Annotated in this window: 15 protein-coding genes; 10 read left to right on the top strand and 5 right to left on the bottom strand. The window is 63.4% G+C overall.

The window, feature by feature from the left end; translation table 11 throughout:
- Window positions 1-6: 6 nt before the first annotated feature.
- Together aqpZ and ACTIF6_RS14225 are read right to left on the bottom strand one after the other, a co-directional pair.
- Window positions 7-714, bottom strand: coding sequence for an aquaporin Z (gene aqpZ, locus ACTIF6_RS14230; protein ID WP_439588577.1), 708 nt, complete (start codon window positions 712-714; stop codon window positions 7-9).
- Window positions 715-844: 130 nt separating this feature from the next.
- Entirely contained in the window at window positions 845-1,648 is an 804-nt protein-coding gene (locus ACTIF6_RS14225; RefSeq protein WP_439588576.1) for an IclR family transcriptional regulator, read from the bottom strand.
- 127 nt (window positions 1,649-1,775) lie between these two features.
- Here ACTIF6_RS14225 and ACTIF6_RS14220 point away from each other — a divergent pair, with 127 nt between their 5' ends.
- The 6 genes from ACTIF6_RS14220 to ACTIF6_RS14195 are packed head-to-tail and all read left to right on the top strand — an operon-like array spanning window position 1,776 to window position 6,148.
- Window positions 1,776-2,732 (top strand): dipeptidase, encoded by a 957-nt coding sequence (locus ACTIF6_RS14220; RefSeq protein ID WP_439588575.1) that lies wholly within the window; start codon window positions 1,776-1,778, stop codon window positions 2,730-2,732.
- Window positions 2,729-3,052 carry a YciI family protein gene (locus tag ACTIF6_RS14215; RefSeq protein WP_439588574.1) on the top strand — a complete coding sequence of 108 codons (324 nt, stop codon included), beginning with the start codon at window positions 2,729-2,731 and terminating at the stop codon, window positions 3,050-3,052. Before ACTIF6_RS14220 ends, ACTIF6_RS14215 begins: the two co-directional genes overlap by 4 nt.
- Entirely contained in the window at window positions 3,049-4,014 is a 966-nt protein-coding gene (locus ACTIF6_RS14210) for a Bug family tripartite tricarboxylate transporter substrate binding protein (RefSeq protein WP_439588573.1), read from the top strand. Before ACTIF6_RS14215 ends, ACTIF6_RS14210 begins: the two co-directional genes overlap by 4 nt.
- A gap of 19 nt (window positions 4,015-4,033) precedes the next feature.
- Window positions 4,034-4,780, top strand: a complete 747-nt coding sequence (locus ACTIF6_RS14205) for an RraA family protein (protein WP_439588572.1) — start codon at window positions 4,034-4,036, stop codon at window positions 4,778-4,780.
- On the top strand, window positions 4,758-5,138 hold the full coding sequence (locus ACTIF6_RS14200) for an NIPSNAP family protein (RefSeq protein WP_439588571.1): 381 nt from the start codon (window positions 4,758-4,760) through the stop codon (window positions 5,136-5,138). The genes ACTIF6_RS14205 and ACTIF6_RS14200 overlap by 23 nt, the downstream gene beginning before the upstream one ends.
- A gap of 2 nt (window positions 5,139-5,140) precedes the next feature.
- On the top strand, window positions 5,141-6,148 hold the full coding sequence (locus ACTIF6_RS14195) for a Bug family tripartite tricarboxylate transporter substrate binding protein (RefSeq protein ID WP_439588570.1): 1,008 nt from the start codon (window positions 5,141-5,143) through the stop codon (window positions 6,146-6,148).
- On the opposite strand, the gene ACTIF6_RS14190 is transcribed toward ACTIF6_RS14195, so the two are convergent.
- Genes ACTIF6_RS14190 through ACTIF6_RS14180 form a run of 3 tightly spaced genes read right to left on the bottom strand, consistent with a single transcriptional unit; the run spans window position 6,149 to window position 8,543 of the window.
- Entirely contained in the window at window positions 6,149-6,409 is a 261-nt protein-coding gene (locus tag ACTIF6_RS14190) for a VF530 family DNA-binding protein (RefSeq protein WP_439588569.1), read from the bottom strand.
- On the bottom strand, window positions 6,406-7,353 hold the full coding sequence (gene gshB, locus ACTIF6_RS14185; protein ID WP_439588568.1) for a glutathione synthase: 948 nt from the start codon (window positions 7,351-7,353) through the stop codon (window positions 6,406-6,408). The genes ACTIF6_RS14190 and gshB overlap by 4 nt, the downstream gene beginning before the upstream one ends.
- Complete coding sequence (locus ACTIF6_RS14180) at window positions 7,350-8,543, bottom strand: benzoate/H(+) symporter BenE family transporter (RefSeq protein ID WP_439588567.1); 1,194 nt, start codon at window positions 8,541-8,543, stop codon at window positions 7,350-7,352. Before ACTIF6_RS14180 ends, gshB begins: the two co-directional genes overlap by 4 nt.
- 222 nt (window positions 8,544-8,765) lie before the next feature.
- Here ACTIF6_RS14180 and ACTIF6_RS14175 point away from each other — a divergent pair, with 222 nt between their 5' ends.
- The 4 genes from ACTIF6_RS14175 to ACTIF6_RS14160 all read left to right on the top strand — a co-directional run.
- A complete protein-coding gene (locus tag ACTIF6_RS14175; RefSeq protein WP_439588566.1) occupies window positions 8,766-10,001 on the top strand; it encodes a hypothetical protein in 1,236 nt (411 codons plus the stop codon).
- Window positions 9,998-10,144, top strand: coding sequence for a hypothetical protein (locus ACTIF6_RS14170; RefSeq protein ID WP_439588565.1), 147 nt, complete (start codon window positions 9,998-10,000; stop codon window positions 10,142-10,144). The genes ACTIF6_RS14175 and ACTIF6_RS14170 overlap by 4 nt, the downstream gene beginning before the upstream one ends.
- Window positions 10,141-10,758 (top strand): hypothetical protein, encoded by a 618-nt coding sequence (locus ACTIF6_RS14165; RefSeq protein WP_439588564.1) that lies wholly within the window; start codon window positions 10,141-10,143, stop codon window positions 10,756-10,758. The genes ACTIF6_RS14170 and ACTIF6_RS14165 overlap by 4 nt, the downstream gene beginning before the upstream one ends.
- A 129-nt stretch (window positions 10,759-10,887) precedes the next feature.
- The coding region (locus ACTIF6_RS14160; RefSeq protein ID WP_439588563.1) for a calcium-binding protein at window positions 10,888-19,224 on the top strand (8,337 nt) is incomplete at its 3' end.

The following is a 19,224-nucleotide window of genomic DNA, read 5'->3' as shown; positions in this document are numbered from 1 at the left end:
ACAGGATCAATCCTCGTCGCTGTCGGCCAGCAAGGCGCGCCAGATCAGCGCACCGATGGCAGCACCCGCAATCGGCGCCACCCAGAACAGCCAGAGTTGATCCATCGCAATGGATGGGCCGAACAGGGCCGGGCCCGTGCTGCGCGCGGGATTGACCGAGGTGTTGGTCACCGGAATGGCGATGAGGTGGATCAGGGTGAGGCACAGGCCGATGGCCAGCCCGGCAAAACCAGCGGCCGCGCGCCGGGCGGTGGCGCCCAGGATGACCAGCAGAAACACCGCCGTGAGCACGACCTCGGTGACCAGTGCCGCCGTGAGACCGTAGCCGCCGGGGGAATGGTTACCGTAACCGTTGGTGGCGAAGCCGCCAACTTCCGCGCCGGGTTTGCCGGTGGCTATGAGGTAGAGCACACCAGCAGCAGCCACTGCGCCCAACACCTGCGCAACGACGTAGCCCGGCAGTTCAGCCGCACGGAAACGCCCACCCAGCGCCAGCCCCACCGACACGGCGGGGTTGAAATGACCGCCCGAAATGGGCCCGAAGGCATAGGCACCGGTCAGCACCGTCAAGCCGAACGCCAACGACACGCCGACGAAGCCGATGCCCAGGCCAGGAAACGCCGCCGCCAGCACCGCACTGCCGCAGCCGCCAAAGGTCAGCCAGAACGTACCGAGAAATTCGGCGGACCACTTCTTCAGATTGCTGCTTTCCATACCGTTTCCCTTTGAGTCATGAGGACAAGGGATGCAACGGTAGGCAGGCATTCCGGTCTGTGCAAACGCTTTAACAATGCGTTGACAAAGCAGGGCGTCCGCTGGAGGAAGGCAGCAGACACAGGCCGGTCTACAACGCCTTGACGACGCGCCTGGCCGGTGCCGCGCCGCGCGAGTCCGCCGCGTTGAGCCGGTGCTCGATGCGGCGTGCATGCGCGTTCAGCATGCGCACGAGTTCCGGAATGCGCCGGGGCGGCATGCGATCGTCGATGGCCGCCAGGCTGACGGCCGCAATCGCGCGTGACTCCTTGTTCGACACCGTCACCGCCAGGCCTCGAACGCCTTTGAGCACCAGGCCTTCACTGAAGGCATAACCCTTCGCGCGAGCCTCCACCACCGACTTGCGCAGCGCACGCACGCTGACGTTCGGATAAGCGCCCAGGTGGTTGTCCGCATCGAGAAAGAAGCGCTCCACGCGCTCATCGTCGAGCGCAGCCAGCAACGCAATACCCCCGGCCCCGACACCCAGAGGTCGCCGCGTGCCGACGTCCACCGTGAAAGCCTTGACGGGATAGGAACCCGATTGCCGGTCGATGCAGACGGCCTGGTTGCCCGATCGGATGGTGAGGAAGCTCGTGTCGCCAGACCGGTTCGCCAAGGCCACCATTTCTTCTTCACACAGGTCGCGCAGGTCGTGCACGTCTCGCGCAGCAGACCAGCCGATCACGGCGAGTTCGCCGCCCAGTCGATAGCGGCGCGTCTCGGGTAGCTGCTCCACGAACCCGTGTCCCTTGAGCGTGTCAAGGATGCGATGAACCGTGGGCCTGGTGAGGCCTGAGTGCTGCTGAAGATCCACCAGCCGCAGGCCGCCCGTGCCACCCGATGCCAGCAGATGCAGCAGGCCGATGGCCCGGTCCAGCGTTTGTGTCGTCATGAAAACCTCCTTTGCAATCAAACAAGTCCGTATTGCGGAACTTTTTCAAGCTTCTTTGACGATGATACCCATTGATCTTAGATTCACGGCTCTTCATTAATTCCAATCTACGGACTCTGCGAACACCATGTTCCGAATCTTCGATCTGCTCAACGGCGCCCGCCTGACACCCGGCTATGCGCAGCAATCCCTGGCCCACGGGGTTGAAGCCATCCACATCACGTTGAACAACTACCGCGGCATCAATCCGGTCCCCGATCTCAGGCACTCGCTCAACGAGCTGGCCGCCTACCGCGCCCACCTGGCGACGATGGGCGACCTGGTCCATGTGGTGGAGCGGTTTGACGACTTTGCTGCGGCCCGCCGCATGAACAAACTGGCCATCGTGCTGGGCTACCAGAACGTGCCGGGCGTGGATCGCGATCTCAAGCTGCTGGAGCTGTTTCACGGTCTCGGTGTGCGGGTCATCCAGATCGCCCACAACATCCGGAACCTGTATGCCGATGGCTGCGCTGAACCGGACAACGCGGGTCTGTCTTCGCTCGGCCGCAACCTTGTTGCCGCCCTGGACGACCTGGGCATCGTGATCGACCTGTCGCACGTGGGTGACCAGAGCGGCATCGATGCGGTGGCGGCTTCGCGCAACCCGGTGTCGGCCACACACGCCAACTGCTTCAGCCTGTGCGCCAACGCCCGCAACAAATCGGACGCGCTGATGACCGCGATGGCGGCCCGAGGCGGTGTGCTGGGCATCACCTACCTGCCGCCGCTGGTGCTGCTGCCCGGCCAGACCCCTGGTCCGAACGACGTGCTGCGCCACATCGAGTACGCGATCAAGCTCATGGGCGTTGACCACGTCGGCATTGGTTCGGACTTCATCACCGATCAGCCCGCCGAGCGCTACCAGGAATTCATGAAGCACCCGGAGGTGTATGGCACCTGGCCGTGGCGCTATCCCGTGAACACGCTCGAAGACCAGCAGGCGCTGTTGAACGTGCTGCAGGACCGGGGCCTGCGGACCGAGGACGTCCAGACCATCGCGAGAGACAACTTCCTGCGGCTGTTCAAGTCCGTGCTCCGATGAGCGGGCCTGCTCTGTACGTGATGTTCGCAGAGGACATCGACCACAGCGAGGCCTTGCGCGCGCCTCTGCGCACGGCGCACATCCAGCGGCGTGCCGAACTGGCGGCACAGGGCCGCGTGGTGGTGTCCGGCCCGCTGTGGGATCAGGACAGCGGCGCGGGCGACTACTGCGGCAGCCTCTTCGTGGCGCGCTTCGACTCACTGGCCGAGGCGCAGGCCTGGGCCGACGAAGACCCCTATGCAAAAGCCGGCATCTACCGCCGCATGGTGGTCCGGCGCATCAACACCCACTTCATTGCAAAAACGGAGACAGAAACATGATTCAGAGACGACATTTCACGGTGGCGGGCCTGGCGGCGCTTGCCACGCCCACCTGGGCAGCCTTCCCGGACAAGCCGATCCGCATCCTGGTGGGCTTTGCGGCCGGCGGGCCGGCAGACACCTGCGCCCGTCTCGCGGCGCGCCTGATGTCGGAGACCCTGGGCCAGCAGGTGGTGGTCGAGAACCGCGCAGGAGCGGGCGGCGCACTCGCCACCCAGGCGGTGCTCAAGTCCGCGCCCGACGGCTACACGCTGCTGCTGTGCGCCTTTGCCGACGTGCTCAATCCGATCATCCGCCCCAAGGAAGCCACGTTCCACCTGCCGGACGATTTCACGCCCATCACCCGCATCACGGGGGTGGGCAACATGCTGGTGGTTCACCCCTCGGTGCCGGCGGCCTCGGTGGCGGAGTTCGTGGCCTATGCGCGCGTGAATCCCGGCAAGCTCAACTACGGTTCGGCCGGCGTGGGGTCGGCCAGTCATCTGGCTGGCGAACTGCTGGCAGGGCTTGCCAAGGTCAAGGTCACCCACGTGCCCTACAAGGGCACCGCGCAGGCCCAGGTGGACCTGCAGGCCGGAACGCTGCCCTTCATGTTCGACAGCATCATCAGCGCCCAGCCCAATGTGCAGGCCGGCAAGCTGAGGTCGCTCGCCGTGACCACCGCCACGCGCTCGCCCGCCGTGCCGCAGGTGCCCACCATGGCCGAGGCCGGCGTGGCCGACTACGACCTCACCTCCTGGTTCGGCCTGGCTGCGCCACGCGGCACGCCAGCGGCCATCACGGAACAGCTTGCCAGCGCCCTGCGGCAAGGACTCAGGCGCGCGGAGGCGCGCGACGCCTTGATGTTGCTGGGCGGCCAGCCCGACGACATGTCGACGCAGGAGTTCGAGCGCTACCTGCGCAGCGAGAGCGCGCGCTGGAAGAAGCTGTTTGGCGACGGCACCGTGCGCATCGATACCTGAAGTGAACCCCGGAGCATTCATGAGCAACAAGCAACCCCTCGGCAAGGTGCCGCCCGAAACCATCCATCGCATGGACATCGATCGCTATCCCCAGGAAGTCATCGACGGCTTCATGGCGCTGGGCGATCTGACAGGCACCGTGTCCGACGCGATGGACGAACTCGGTCTCGACGGTGTGATCCCCGCCTCCGTCCTGGCGCCCACCCTGCCCCTTTCCCGCATCGTCGGCCCTGCGCTGACGCTTCGCAATGTCGAGCAGCGCGACAACGCCTACAAGGGCGCTCGCGAGCGCGTGTCGAAGATGGCCGAAATCGAGGCCCACCACCTGGCCGAGCGCGGCGACGTGCTGGTGATCGAAGGGGTGATCGGCATTTCCAACATGGGCGGACTCTCCGCCACCATCGGCAAGCGGCAAGGCGAGGTGGGTGCCATCGTCGACGGTGGCGTGCGCGACATCGAACAGCAACGCGAGATCGGTTTTCCGGTCTGGACGCGCGGCGTGAGTTCCATCACCGGGAAATGGCGCCTGCAGACGGTGGCGATCAACAGCACGGTGCGCATCTGCGGGGTGCAGGTGCGTCCTGGTGACCTGGTGGTGGCCGACGAGGGCGCTGTCTGCTTCGTTCCCAGCGAGTCGGTGCAGGCGGTTCTGAAGCGGGCCATCGAAATCTCGGAAGGCGAAGCGCGCCGCTACGCCGACATCCAGGCCGGCATGCCCGTGCCCGAGCTGGCCAAGCGCACCCATGTCTACAAGTTCAACACCTGAAGTGACCAGCTTGATCGTCGAGCAACGCATCTACACGTTCCATCCGGGCAAGCTGCAGGCGTTTCTGGCCATCTACGAACAGGACGGCCGGTCGGTGCAGCTCGAGTACCTGAACAGGCTCCTGGGCTACTACGTCACGGAGACCGGCATGCTCAATCGCATCGTGGCGCTTTGGGGCTATGCGTCGATCGAGGAGCGCACGCGGCAGCGCACCGCGTTGTTCGCCGACCCGCGATGGATCGACTACCTGGCCCGGGTGAGACCGCTGATGGTCTCTCAGGAATCCGTGCTGCTGCGCCCGGCCCCCTTCTTTTCCGACAACCTGGCCGCGATGCTGGCCACCGACAAGGAGACATGAAAATGAACGACCTGAACCACTGGCACCTGGCAAGAAGGCGCTGGCTGGCCGCCACCGCCGCCATGGCGGGCGCGGCACTCTGGCCGGCGGGCGCGCAGGCGCAAGGCGCCTTCCCCTCCCGATCCATCCGGTTGCTGGTGCCGTTCTCGGCGGGCGGTGGCATCGATCTGCTGGCGCGCATCACCGCCCAGCAGCTGTCCGACATCGTCGGGCAACCGGTGGTGGTGGAGAACCAGGGCGGGGGTGGGGGCGTCGTGGCGTCGCGCATGGTGGCCAAGGCGCCGCCCGACGGGCACACGCTCATCTTCCATTCGGTGTCGTCGGCGGTGGTCAATGCCCAGGTCCACAAGGATCTGGGCTACGACCCCATCGGTGGCTTCGTTCCCATCTCGCTCGTCGCCCAGTTTCCGCTGGTGCTGATCGTCAACAACGAAGTCCCCGCCAGGGATCTGCGCGAGTTCATTGCCTTGCTGAAAGCCAACCCCGGCAAGTACAGCTACGGCTCATCGGGTGTGGGCACCGGCATCCATTTCGCCGCCGAACTGTTCCGCTCGATGGCGGGTGTCGATGTCCAGCACGTTCCCTACAAAGGCACGTCCGCGGCACTGGCCGATCTGCTGGCCGGGCGCATCCAGATGCTCATCGATGGCGTGCCGCCGCAGGTGCAGAACATCGGATCGGGCCGCGTGCGCGCGCTGGGCGTGACCACCAGCACCCGCTCTGCCGTGCTGCCGAACGTGCCGACCCTGGCCGAGAGTGGTCTGACGGGCTACGACCTTCCCTTCTGGGTGGGCATCTATGCACCTGCGTCGACGTCTCCCGCCATCGTGAACCAACTGTCGGGCGCCATCGCCCAGGCGGTTCGCACCCCGGTGGCGACCGCGCGCTTCCAGGAGGCAGGCGCCGAGGGCGTGGGTTCGAACCCGACCGAACTCGACCGGTTCTGGAAAGACCAGATCGGCGTCTATGCCCGCATCGCCAAGGCCTCGGGCATCAAGCTGGAGCAGTGATCAGCCCCGCCCAGCGCGCTTTTCCTCGCGCAGCATGAAGAGGTAGAGCCCCTCCACCTTCTCGCGCGCCCAGGGCGTCTTGCGCAGGAAGCGCAGGCTGGAGGGGATGCTGGGATCGAGGTTGAAGCAGCGCACCGGAATGCGCTCGCCCAGGCCATCCCAGCCGTAGTGGTCCACGAGCGCGGTGACGATGGCCTCCAAGGTCAGGCCGTGCAGGGGATTCCTGGGTTGCGCTGGTTTTCCAGGCGCGTCGGCCGTCATGCCAGCGCCTTCTCCAGCGCGTCGACGAACATGGCCGGCACATCGAAACCGGTCTGCTGCTGGATTTCCTGGAAGCAGGTCGGGCTGGTGACGTTGATCTCGGTCACCTTGTCGCCGATCACGTCCAGCCCCACGAGCAGCAGGCCGCGCTCGGCGAGTTTCGGGCCGATGGCCCTGGCGATCGCCCAGTCGCTTTCGGAGAGCGGCATGGCCACGCCCTTGCCGCCGGCAGCAAGATTGCCGCGGATCTCGCTGCCCTGCGGAATGCGCGCCAGGCTGAACGGCGCGGCCACGCCGCCAATGACGAGCAGGCGCTTGTCGCCGTCCACGATCTGCGGCAGGTAGCGCTGCACCATCACGCTGGTGCTGCCGCCCTGGTTCAGCGTCTCGATGATGGAGCCGAGGTTCATGCCGTCCGCGCCCACGCGGAAGATGCCCATGCCGCCCATGCCATCGAGCGGCTTGAGGATGATGTCCTTGTGCTCTGCATGGAAGGCGCGAATGGCGGCCGGCAGGCGCGTCACCAGCGTGGGCGGTGCGTACTCGGCGAACTCCATGAGCGCGAGTTTTTCCGGGTGGTCGCGCAGGGCGCGTGGGCTGTTGAACACGCGCGCGCCTTCGCGCTCGGCCTGTTCCAGCAGATGGGTGGCGTAGAAGAACTCGCTGTCAAAGGGCGGGTCCTTGCGCATGAGCACGGCGTCGAAGCTGTGCAGCGGATCGCGCACCTCGGCGGTGGTCTTGAACCAGGTGTGGGCGTCGCCGGTGAGCGTGACGTGTCGGGCCAGCGCGGTGACGGGGTGGCCGCTTTGCCACTGCATCTGCTCGGGCTCGCAGGTGGCCAGCGTGTGACCGCGCTTCTGCAGCTCGCGCATCATGGCGAAGGTGGTGTCCTTGTAGATCTTGAAGGACTCGAGCGGGTCGGCGACGATAAGAATCTTTTTCATTCGGATGGCTTCGAGGATGTGAGCCCGTACTGTTGCACAAACAGCGCCACCGCGCCGGCCACCACCCCCCAGAAGGCCGAGCCGATGCCGGCAATGACCACACCGCTGAGCGTGACAAGGAAGGTGATAAGTGCCGCCTCGCGGTGCGCCTCGTCCTTGAGCGCGGCGTGCAGGCCGCCGCCGATGCTGCCCAGCAGCGCGATGCCGGCAATGGCCATGACGAGTTCGCGGGGGAATGCGATCAGAAGCCCGGTGATGGCCGCGCCGAAGAGGCCGATGAGCACATACAGCGCGCCGCAGACCACGGCGGCGGTGTAGCGCTTGTCGCGGTCGGTGTGCGCCTCGGGACCCATGCAGATGGCGGCCGTGATGGCGCTGAGGTTGAGCGCGAAGGCGCCGAAGGGCGCAAGCACCAGGGTGGTCACCCCACTCATGGTGATGATGCGCGAGATCGGCATGTCGTGATAACCCGCCGCGCGGATGGCGGCGACGCCGGGCAGGTTCTGAGAAGCCATGGTGACCACGAACAGCGGCAGCGCCAGGCTGGTGAAGGCGGCCAGGCTGAAAGCCGGCAGGGTGAACACCGGCCTGGCGAGTTCGAACGACACCGCCGCCCCGTTGAACTGCCCATGCGCCACCACCCAGACCACACCCACCAGCAGCGTCACCGGCACCGCATAACGCGGCAACAGGCGCCGGCCCAGCAAATAGGACAGCAGCATCAGAACCACCAATGCCAGCTCGGTCTTCGCGGCGTCGAAGGCCTGCAGGCCGAAGCGCGCCAGCACCCCGGCGAGCAAGGCGGCCGCAATGGCCATGGGAATCCGGTTCATCACCCGCTCGAACCAGCCGGTGGCACCCACCAGCACGATGAGCGCCGCGCTCACGATGAAGGCACCCACCGCGTCCGCCATGGTGAAGCCCCCCGCCACCCCCGCCGTGGCCAGCACCGCCGCGCCCGGTGTGCTCCACGCGATCATGATCGGCTGGCGCAACATCAATGAAGGAATGACCGAGCACAGGCCCATGCCCAGCCCAAGCGCCCACATCCAGGACGCGATCTGCGCCGGCGTGGCGCCGAAGGCCTGCGCTGCCTGGAAGACGATGGCCACCGAACTGGTGAAGCCGACCAGCACGGCGACGAAGCCGGCGGTGGCGGCGGAGAGGTTCACATCGCGAAAAAAGGACATCTCGCGATTGTGCCGGGAGGAGCAACGCTTGGAGCGAATGCGAGACGCGGGGATGAAAAGTTGGATTGATCCATAAAACCATCAACTCGGATCCATAAACAATCGATTGGTGAAAGCATTCGCGGGAGTCTGGAAGACCACATTCATGATCGCCGGCAACATTCAGGGACGGCATATGAATCAAACGAAGAACAAGGGTGCACCTGCCCATGCGTGCATCTGATGGCCATCATCCTCATTGGCACCGAGGTTCCCGAGGGTATGGGACATGTAGCGCCTTGGCTGGACTTCTGCCGCCTGGCCATCGGGGAAAAGCACACGGTGCACATGGCAGGTCCCGATCTGCTGGTGCTTCAACGCTGCATCGCCAGTCGGGCTCCCGTGAAAATCTGGGCGGCACCCCGGGTGAGTCCCATGCGAACCCTCGCTCCCACACGCAGTTGGCCCGAACTGCTCGTGTCGCTGGGCTACGCCCAACCTGAATGGCTGGCGGGGGCCGTGCTTTCGTGGGCCAGCATCCTCAATGCCGCACAACCAGACGTGGTGTTGACCGACTACGCGCCCGCTTTAATGGCGGCCTGCCAAGCGATGGGCGTTAGGTATGCGGAAGTGGGAGGCGGATTTTGTGTTCCACCCTTGGACCGAGACGGGTCGATGCCACCATTCCCAGGCCTTGATGCCGCAGACGCCCGAACCACGAGCCAAGCCCTAGCGCAACTCACAAACGCCCTTCGGCGCGCAGCCGCTGCGATCTCTTCATCTGGGGAAAACGCCAGAGCCTCTGGCGATTGGATCGCGCTGCATCTGCAAGCACATCGCCGGATCGTGCTGTCACCCCGAGAGCTTGATCACTACGACGAGCGCGAACAAATTCTCGGGCCTGTGAACCACATGGGCCTCCTGGGACTGCCTGAGGCATCACCTCATTCCGCAGCGTCATCAGACCAGCAGGCCGACAAAACCAGCGTCCATATCGTGGCGTACCTGAAGTCAGATACCCCGAGGCTGGATGACATCATCGATGCGATGGCATCAACGGGCATGCCCGCTCAAATTCACAGCCCGGGCTGGCACAAACCTTCGCCACATCCCTCGATTCGGTTCAGTGAACGCCCCCTGGATCTCATGGGCATCCTGGGCAGCAATTCGGTGTTTGTAGGTAACGGTGGCCTGGCCTCCACCGGCCTGGCCTTGCACCGGGGCTCGACTGTGCTGATGCTGCCACAGCACGTCGAACAAATTGCCATGGCAAGGCGCTTGGTGAAAACGGGCGTGGGCGGGCTTTTCTGGTCCAGCAACTTGAACACCGTCGCCCTATCACTGGCGCGAGGAGCCTTCACAACTTCACGATGGACGTCCTCCTCCGAAACCGAAAAGCGCATCCTTGAAATGATGGGCCTTGGCCATAGCGACCATGCGCAATGGAATAGCCAACCAGGCGGGAGCCTTGCAGCATGAAAAGCCCGACTGGCCGCTTGGTACGACCGACCGGCCACCACGTTCGCAGCCGCCCCCTTGAAGCCAACACGACCGATCCTATCGCCGTGCAGACCAAGATCATTCAAGCAATCAACGATATGAACTGGAGCCTCGCAGCATGAAAAAAAACGCAAAACCCTTCCCGTGGCTACCGCTGGTATTGAGCCTGCTTGTACTTGGCGCTTCCGCCGTCTGGGGGTGGAACTGGTATCAGAAACGTTACCCCAGCTGGTACGAAGAAGTGCGCTTGTCTGACGGACGTGTGATCACTATCCATCAGAAACGCGAGTATTACGAAAACTACGGAACTGCGCAGAGCTGGATAACTATCGAATTACCAGAATTGGGTGGCAAGCAGGTGTGGCATTCCTATTTAATGCCTCAACGAGTAGACGTGGTCAATGGAAAAGTATATGTGTTTGGGATTCCAAGAGGGGATGTTCAGTACAGCTTCTACAGTGATCCAAAAAACTACATTGTTGCCTTTTCTTGGGATGGGTCGAGCTTCAGGAGAATTCCATTTTTATCTGTTCCTGAGGCTAGCAGGCAGGAAGAGAACGTTTACCGCTGCCTTCCAGAAGGAAGGATCACTATTGATATAGCAAGAAAGGATTCCCAATGGTGCGAGCCTATCGGAGATGAGCAGCAGTTTACGAAAAGAATTGAACTATCTGAATACCAAGAGGCATCCAAAATATTTGCCCGTCGTGGCGGCCGTACTCCTTCATCTGATTAAACATAAAGGGGGATGCCCATGATTTCAAACGTCGAATATGCGGCCTTGTCAGCACACGTCTACAACGATCAACGAGGGGGTGGCGGTGCAATTGTAAATATCAACAAACTTGATTTGCCGGATGAGTGGTTGCAACTTTCCGCAAGCACCGGTTTTGCCGCTGGTGACAACATCAACACACTAAACCCCTTCAGCTTCACCGGTGGCGCCTATCTGAACCAATCCACAGGCGAAATCGTCATTGCCTACAAAGGAACGGATTTCCTCTTGGAATTCAGCGGTCGCGCTTGGAACACGGTTGCCGACTTGGCGGCCGATTTAGGCCTTGCTTTTGCCGCCCGGTTGGTTCTGGGCATTGGCCATCAGCTAAATGCTTCCGCCTACTATCTGGCTGTGAAGGATTGGGCGGTGGAAAACGGCCACGACCCCAGCAAGATCAGCTTCACTGGCCACAGCCTGGGCGGAGGCTTGGCCGCCAACATGGCGGTCTGGTACGACCGCCCGGCCACCACCTTTGCAGCAGCCCCATTTGAAGCGAACACGATCAATCCCATCGCGATCGGCGCGGCCATCCTTGCAACGACCGTGCAGGCAGCCGGTAGCGGGAGCATCGCAGTTCTCGAAGAAATCAACAAATTGAGTGAGTTGTTGGTTGAGAAACTACTCGTTCAAGGCGAGCTGGATCGGCGCGAAGCGGCAGTGACCAACTTCTACAACGAGGGCGAGTTCCTGCAATACGGTCGCCTGTTCCTTCCCACGGTGGTGGGTGAAGACATCGGCATCGACCTGCGCGACGACGCGATGCCACTGGAGCATGCGTTGGGCCTGCACAGCATGAACCTGCACGCAGCGTTCCTGTTTGATGACCAACTGCGCCAGTTGGCAAAGACCATTCCCGAGCTGATTCCTGCATTACTGGACACAAACCTTTACGCGTTCGATCCCAACGGAGCCACGCGCGATCTGGTGACCTCATTGGTCAACGATCAATTGCAGAAGGGCCTTGGCAACCCCAGCGCGCTGACCCGCTTCAGCTCGGATATCGCGGTGCTGCAAGCCTCGGACGAGGCCAGCGCCAACCCTGCGATCCAGAAGGCCTTGATCGCATTGGTCATGGATTTCCACTACCACGCACCTGCAAACAACGCGGCGACATTGCTTCGTTTCGAGTCTGGCGCGTTGCATTTCGATCTGGCCGACATCAGCAGCGACTTCCTCAAAGGGCTCGCCTTGCTGCGCGACGCGGTCTCAAACACCGCAGTCGGTGGCGATCCGTTCGAAACCAGGGTCTTGAACGAGGGCAGCGTCTGGCACATCCAGCGCGGCAGCGGCGCAATGAACTGGCAGGAGACAAGCTTGGCCAACGACGTGGCAGTCGGTGGTGCGGGTGCCGACATCTTGCGCAGCGGCGGCGGATCGGATCATCTGATCGGAGGCGCTGGCGACGACGTGCTTGATGGCGGAGCGGGCAACGACCTGCTGCTGGGCGGCAACGGCTCCGACACCTATGTCTTCCAGACCGGCCACGGCCAGGACGTGATCATCGACGCTGACGGTCTGGGTTCGCTGGTCATCAATGGCCAGACGCTCGCAGTGGGCGAGCAATCGGCCATCAACAGCGGCGTCTGGGAGGACACCACGGGCCAGTACCGCATCGCCCGCATCGACGAGACCATCCTGCTCATCACCGCCAAATCCGGCCAGGACAGCATCACCATCAAGAGCTGGAGCGATGGCGACCTGGGCCTGGTGCTGGGTGACGACGTCGGAGAACCCGAAACACCCAAGTACAACGCGCTGTACCTGGGCGACCAGCGCGCGTTGCGCCTGGGCATCGAGGTGCAGCAAGGTGAAGTCCCACCGCAGGACCCCAACTACGGCCGCTACCGCTGGGGCGAGACAAGCTGGCTGGCCGACGGCACGCTGCAAGGCGGGATGGCGCAAGCCGACTTCGCCGATGTGATCTCGGCGGCCTGGCGCACCGACGCCGTCCAGATGTTCGGACTCGGTGGCAACGACGCGCTCACCGGCGGCAGCGGCGACGATCGCATTGAGGGCGGCGATGGGGACGATCTCATCAGTGGTGGCGAAGGCGCCGATCACATCCTGGGTGGAGCCGGCAGTGACGTCATCCTGGGTGGGCACACGGTGGATGTCAAACAGCGCCAGGAAGTGGAGGATAGCTTCAGCGCCCCTGCGGGCAGCATGTTGCTGCAACACGGGCCCACATGGGCGCGGTACTGGAGCGCGGCCATGGGCAGCTACGTCATCGACGGCGGCCTGGGAGGCAGCGGTGCCAACACTGGCATGGGCAGTGCGCAGGGTGACTACATCGACGCCGGGGACGGCGACGACTGGGTAATGGGCAGCGAAGCGGCCGACACCATTCTGGGTGGCCAGGGCAACGACGCGCTGTGGGGCGGTGGTGGTGGCGACTACCTGCTGGGCGGAGAGGGCCGTGACTTCATCCACGGTGACGGGTCCATGGAGGCTGGCTCGTACAACTCTACAGCCGCATCACTGCACGGCAATGACCTCGTTGAAGGCGGTGCGGGGGATGACGTGATCGTGGGTGGTGGGGGCGCCGACTACCTGCTTGGCGGGGCCGACAACGACCTCATCTTCGGCGACAACAACGCCGATTTTGTGCTCGACGGGGTTTACCACGGGCAAGACGTGCTCCTGGGTGAGGGCGGTAACGACCAGCTGGTGGGCGGCGGCGGCAATGACATCCTGTTCGGTGGCGAGGGCGATGACATGCTCTTCGGCGACGACATCAGCAATACGCCTGGAGTCTTCTCGATTGACGTGGCTTGGCATGGCCATGACCAGCTCTACGGCGGTGCCGGCGACGACCTGCTGGTAGGCGGCGCGGGCAACGACTATCTGGATGGTGGAGACGACAACGACGAGATCTGGGGTGATGGTCAGGCATTGGATATCCGCTACCACGGCAATGACACCTTGATCGGAGGCAAAGGCGACGACGTGCTTCACGGCGAAGGAGGAGATGACGTCCTCGACGGCGGGGAGGGAACCAATCACCTCTATGGCGGAGCGGGCAACGACACCTACATCGTGCGCACCGCCGATCTGGCGCAGGCCACTCCTCCCGAGGGCCAACAGGCGATGGCCCGCACGGTTATTGGTGATACCGAGGGCAGGAACGTACTGCGGCTCGACGTGCTTCGACAGGATGTGCAACTGGTGCCCAGCGCGGGTGCCGGGCTGGGACTGATGTGGTCGGCCGGAAGCGATGCCCTGGGACAGCCGCAGGTGGCGGTGGTGTTGATCGACTCACTGACCTCGGCAGCCACGCTCTCGCTGGAGTTCGCCGATGGCCAGCGCCTGGACTTGGGGCGCTGGATGGGAGATGAACTCAATGCCGCCGTGGTCATCCAGAGCTGGGAGCAAGGCGCGGCTGTGGCCGGTGGGGCTGGCAACGATGTCCTGGCAGCGCTGGGCGGGCGCTCCCAGGTGATCGGTGGCAAGGGAGACGACTCGATCGAATTGGCCTACGACCGCACCGTGGTGCGATTCGATCGAGGTGATGGCCGCGACGAGGTGCAAGGATGGGGCAGCGGCCACACCATCGCGTTCGGTGCGGGCATTGCACCGGCTGATGTGCAACTGCGCCTTAAACCATCGGGGCAACTGGCCATCGGCATCGATGGCCCGGAAAACGACGAGATCGTGCTGCCGGTGTGGCGATGGGAGATCGCGTCCACCACTTTCCTGGGTGGCCTTGAGTTTGCGAACGGAAGCACGATGAGCTGGCAGGCACTGCTGGCCACTGGGTTGAACATAGAAGCCGAAGCGTCCGCCACCACGGTCAGCGGCACGGATCTGAACGACCGCTTCGTCGGCATGCCAGACGGCGCAACGCTGCATGGTGGAGAAGGCAACGACGAGTACGTCTTTGCAAGCACAGAGGCCACCTTCTCGATCAATGACTCAAGGGGGCTCAACCGCATCACCCTGGGCGATGTGAGCAACTGGAACAACGTGACGGTCGAGCGTGCGCCCTCCGAGCCCAACGACCTGCTGTTGACTGTCGGCGACTTGTCGATCCGTTTGACCAATGCGCTGGTGCTGAGCGACCGATTCGAACTCGCGCTGGGCAATGGCAGCGTTCGCCATCTCGCGGCCGTCATCCGCGAGATGGATGGATTGAGCATCATGGGCACCCCCGATCACGACGTGATCACGATGAGCGATCAGGCGTCGACCGCCTTTGGCGACTGGGGCAACGACATCCTGACCGGTGGTGCCGGCAACGATCTCCTGGAAGGTGGCTCGGGGAACGACACGCTGAATGGTCGGGCCGGCAGCGACCTGTTGCTGGGTGGAGAAGGTGATGACGTCTACCTGGTGGACTTCAGCCTGGGCGAGGACGAGATCATCGACACACAGGGCAGCAACACTGTTCGCTTCGGCCCAGGTGTGCTTCCCTCCCAGATATTGGTCGAGCGGTTGGAAGACTCCACGGATATTCGCTTCTCGGTGGATGTGAATCGCACCTTGACCGTGCGCCGTGCGCTCGAAGGCACGATAGATCGCTACGAGTTTTCCAATGGCGCGGTGTGGACACCCCAGACACTCGTCAACCAGACGGTTTCGCTCAACGGATCGGTATTGGCTGGCGACGACACCGACAACACCATCCAGGGCACATCGGGCGACGATTTCATCGCCGGCCGCATGGGCAATGACGTTCTCAATGGCCACAGCGGTGATGACGAAATCCTCGGCGGGGAAGGAGACGACACCATCACCGGTGGGTGGGGCAACGACATCCTCAACGGCGGTGCCGGCAACGACCGCTACGAGTTTTCCCTGGGCGACGGGGTGGACATCCTCAACGACCTGGAAGGTGAAGAAACGGTGCGGTTCGGTGCGGGCATCCTGCCCTCGGCACTGGTGGCCACCCGCGAGTCGATCGAAGGGGTGGACTACATCCGCCTGTCCTACAGCACGAACGACGCGATTCTGATCCACGAAGGCGTGCAATTCGCTGCCGTGGCCTTCGAGTTTGCCAACGGCGCGCGATGGGGTGCCGATGCCCTGTTTTCCGAGGTGCTTGCCGGCACAGGTGCCGCCATCGTGGGCACTTCGGGGCATGACAATCTCTTCGGATATGCCTCGGCCGACACGCTAGAAGGCATGGAGGGTGCCGACACGCTGACAGGAGGCGCCGGTGACGACACGCTGGATGGTGGCGAGGGCGCCGATCTCTTGATCGGCGGGGCCGGCACCGACAGCTATGTGATGGCGGCTGGCTCGGGTGCGGACCGCATCGAGGAGATCGCTGGCCAGTCTTCACGCCTGGTGCTCAGCGGCATCGCTATCGGGGAGCTGAGCTTTGCCCGCATCGGCAGCGCCTTGATGGTCGCTCACACGAAGTCCAACGCAACGGCCTTTGTCAGGAACGCGTTCACACCTGGCTCCAGTTGGACGCTGGTGGAAGAGCTGGGCATGGAGCACGATCTGCTGTCCATCGCGGCCAGCGCGATTGCCTCGCAAACCCAGGCGCAACGCAAGGCTGCTTTTGCGCAGGCCGTGGGTGCCCAGGCCGGGCCTGCCTGGGTCTCTGACCAGCTTTTCTCCGAACCGGACAGCGTTTCGACCGGGGTCGGCACGAAGGACGAACGAGTCTTCCATTTCTCCACCACGACGCAACGCATCGAAGATGACACTGCATCCGTTGCGCTCTACGGTAATGCCTATGCGAACAACTACTCGTCCGAATACCTGGGAAGCGTGTCGGGTAGCCGTTCGTACCAGATCACGAACGTGACCTACAACGTCACTGAATCCTGGATAGCCGGAAGAACCTACGACGTCACACACCTGATATCCGGTCATTCCAGCGTGCCGATTCCCAGCGGGGCCGTGATCACGGAAGACAACGGTCGCTTCTACCTGACGGAAGCCCCGCGCCTTGAAACCTTCTTCACCCCGGTCACCACGCAGCAGACCATCACCGAAAACTACACGGACTACTACTTCCGAACGACCTACACCGGTGAGCGCATCGTTGAAGAGTATGTGGGCGGTGCCAGCTCCAACCATGTGAAGCTTTACGGCAGCGCTTCGAAGATCGTGAGCGCCGGGGGAGGCGACGACGTCATCGAGCGGGTCGACGAGAAGGGGCTTGAGGACACCCACTGGGGCACGGCTTCTGGCGCGGACGACTGGATCGACGGCGGCGACGGCGATGACCGCATTTATGCGGGCCTGGGCAACGACGAGGTCACGGGAGGCGCCGGCAGCGACTACATCGACGCTGGCGCAGGTTCCGACACCTACGTGGTGAGCGCCGATGAAGACGGTTGGGACGTTCTCTACGACAGCGCCGCGTCCACCGTGTTTGTCGAGTTGCGGTCGTCCTACTATGGCCATCTGGATCCACAGATGGAGGCCGAGTTCCGGGCATTGCTGCGTGGGGCCATGGATGAAAACGAACTTCCAGGTCATGGCCATGGCAGCTACTTTGGCTACGATGCGGTCGGCGGGTACCTGCCCCTCACGGCGGCGAGCCTCAATGCGCTCATGGACATCGACAGCCGGCGCCCGGCAGCGGGCCAGGACAATGGCGCATGGGGCGTGACACACATCCGTTCCGACGGGCTGGATGCGTTGATCGCACAAGTCACCGGGACACCTCTCATCTCGTACACCTACAGCGGCGATGGTCCTGAGACGAAGCGCCCCAATGTGCAGTTCCAGGACCAGCAACTGGTCTCCCCGGTGGTGGACACCGTGCGTTTCGAGGCGGGCGTGCAGACCTCCGCCTTGCAACTGGGCTGGACGCTCGTGGCCACCGACCATGGGCAGAAACAGGCGCTGTCCGTCAGTTGGGGAGGTGATGGAGGCGTGCACGTCGTGGTGCCCGACGAGGACTCCCCGCCCGGTGTGGGCATCGAACGTTTCGAGTTCTCGGACGGTACGGTCTGGTCGCTGCAGCAGATGCTCGACATCGCGCCCGCCAGGCCTGCACATGCGCCGCAAATTTCGATCAATACACCCATCAACCCGGTCGAAGTGCTGGAGGGTGATGCGTGGGGCTACCAGATTCCGGTTTCCGCCTTTGCAATCACGGGTGATCGGACACCCTCCTTCGAGTTGCGCCGCGCCGATGGGGCGGACTGGCTGCCCTCTTGGCTGAGTTTTGATCCATTGACGGGCACCCTGTCTGGGACTCCGGGCAACGCCGATATCGGGGAACTACAACTCCAGGTCACGGCCATTCTCACGGACACACAGCGTGCAACGCAGATGCTGACCTTGAACGTGAACAACACCAACCATGCACCCGTGATATCGGGCGGGTTGAGTGACCTGAATGTGATCGCTGGCGAGGTGCTGAACTGGACGTTGTCTCCCTACGATGTGCATGACGAGGATTTGAATGACCGCTACAGCTACACGGTGCAACGCATGGATGCGCCCAACATGCCGGATTGGCTCTCGTTCGACCCGATGACGGGCCGGCTTCAGGGGCAACCCGCCAGCAGCGATGTCGGTCAGGTACAACTTCGCCTGACGGTGCGAGACAGCAGCGGTGCGACAGACCAACGCGTGTTCATAGTGAACGTGAATGCGGCTCCTACACAGTACGTATGGGGCACTGAAGGCAACGATGTGCTGATTGCTGGTCTGCTGGCATCACATCTGTATGGACTGGCCGGCGATGACGAAATCTGGGGATCCACCGCGTCTGATGTGTTCTCCGGCGGCCTTGGAAACGACACCTACCTGTTCGGCAGAGGCGACGGCTCGGACACCATCCTGGCCGAATCCGGGGCCGAGCCCGGTCAGCTCAACACGCTTGAATTCAAAGTCGGCATCGTCCCCACCGAGGTTCTCCTCTCTCGCGTGGACGATGCCCTTGTGCTCACGATTGCAGGCACCACCGACTCGGTAACGGTCAACGCCTTCTTCGACTCGAACGCCGCCCTCAACCCCGTGCAACAAGTCCGCTTCGCCGATGGCACGGTGTGGAACGTGGCCCAGATGCAGACGATCCAGGCACAGAGCACCCCACCTCCGGCCCCCGACTACACCCTCCCCATCGAATCCAGCACCACCCACACCCTGGCCGACGGCTACCTGAGCCTCGTCCTCACCGGCACCGCCGCCATCGACGGCAGCGGCAACGCCGAAGCCAACCACCTCACCGGCAACAGCGCCGCCAACGTCCTCAGCGGCGGCGCAGGCGACGACACCTACCTCTACCACCTCGGCGGCGGCACCGACACCCTCATCGAACTCGATGGCCAGGGCCATGACACCCTGCGCCTGGGAGACGGCATCCACCCCACTCCCACCGGCACCCGCCCCAGCCGGGAAGGCTCCGACCTCATCCTGACCTTCGGCGGAGCCGGCAACGACCAGGTGCGGGTGAGTGGCTACTTCGACGCCGAGCGCGGCACCGTCGAGACCATCGCCTTCGCCAACGGCAAG

This window comes from Hydrogenophaga sp. (assembly GCF_051860785.1).
Lineage (GTDB): Bacteria > Pseudomonadota > Gammaproteobacteria > Burkholderiales > Burkholderiaceae_C > Hydrogenophaga.
This window is presented reverse-complemented; position numbering and strand designations above follow the sequence as displayed.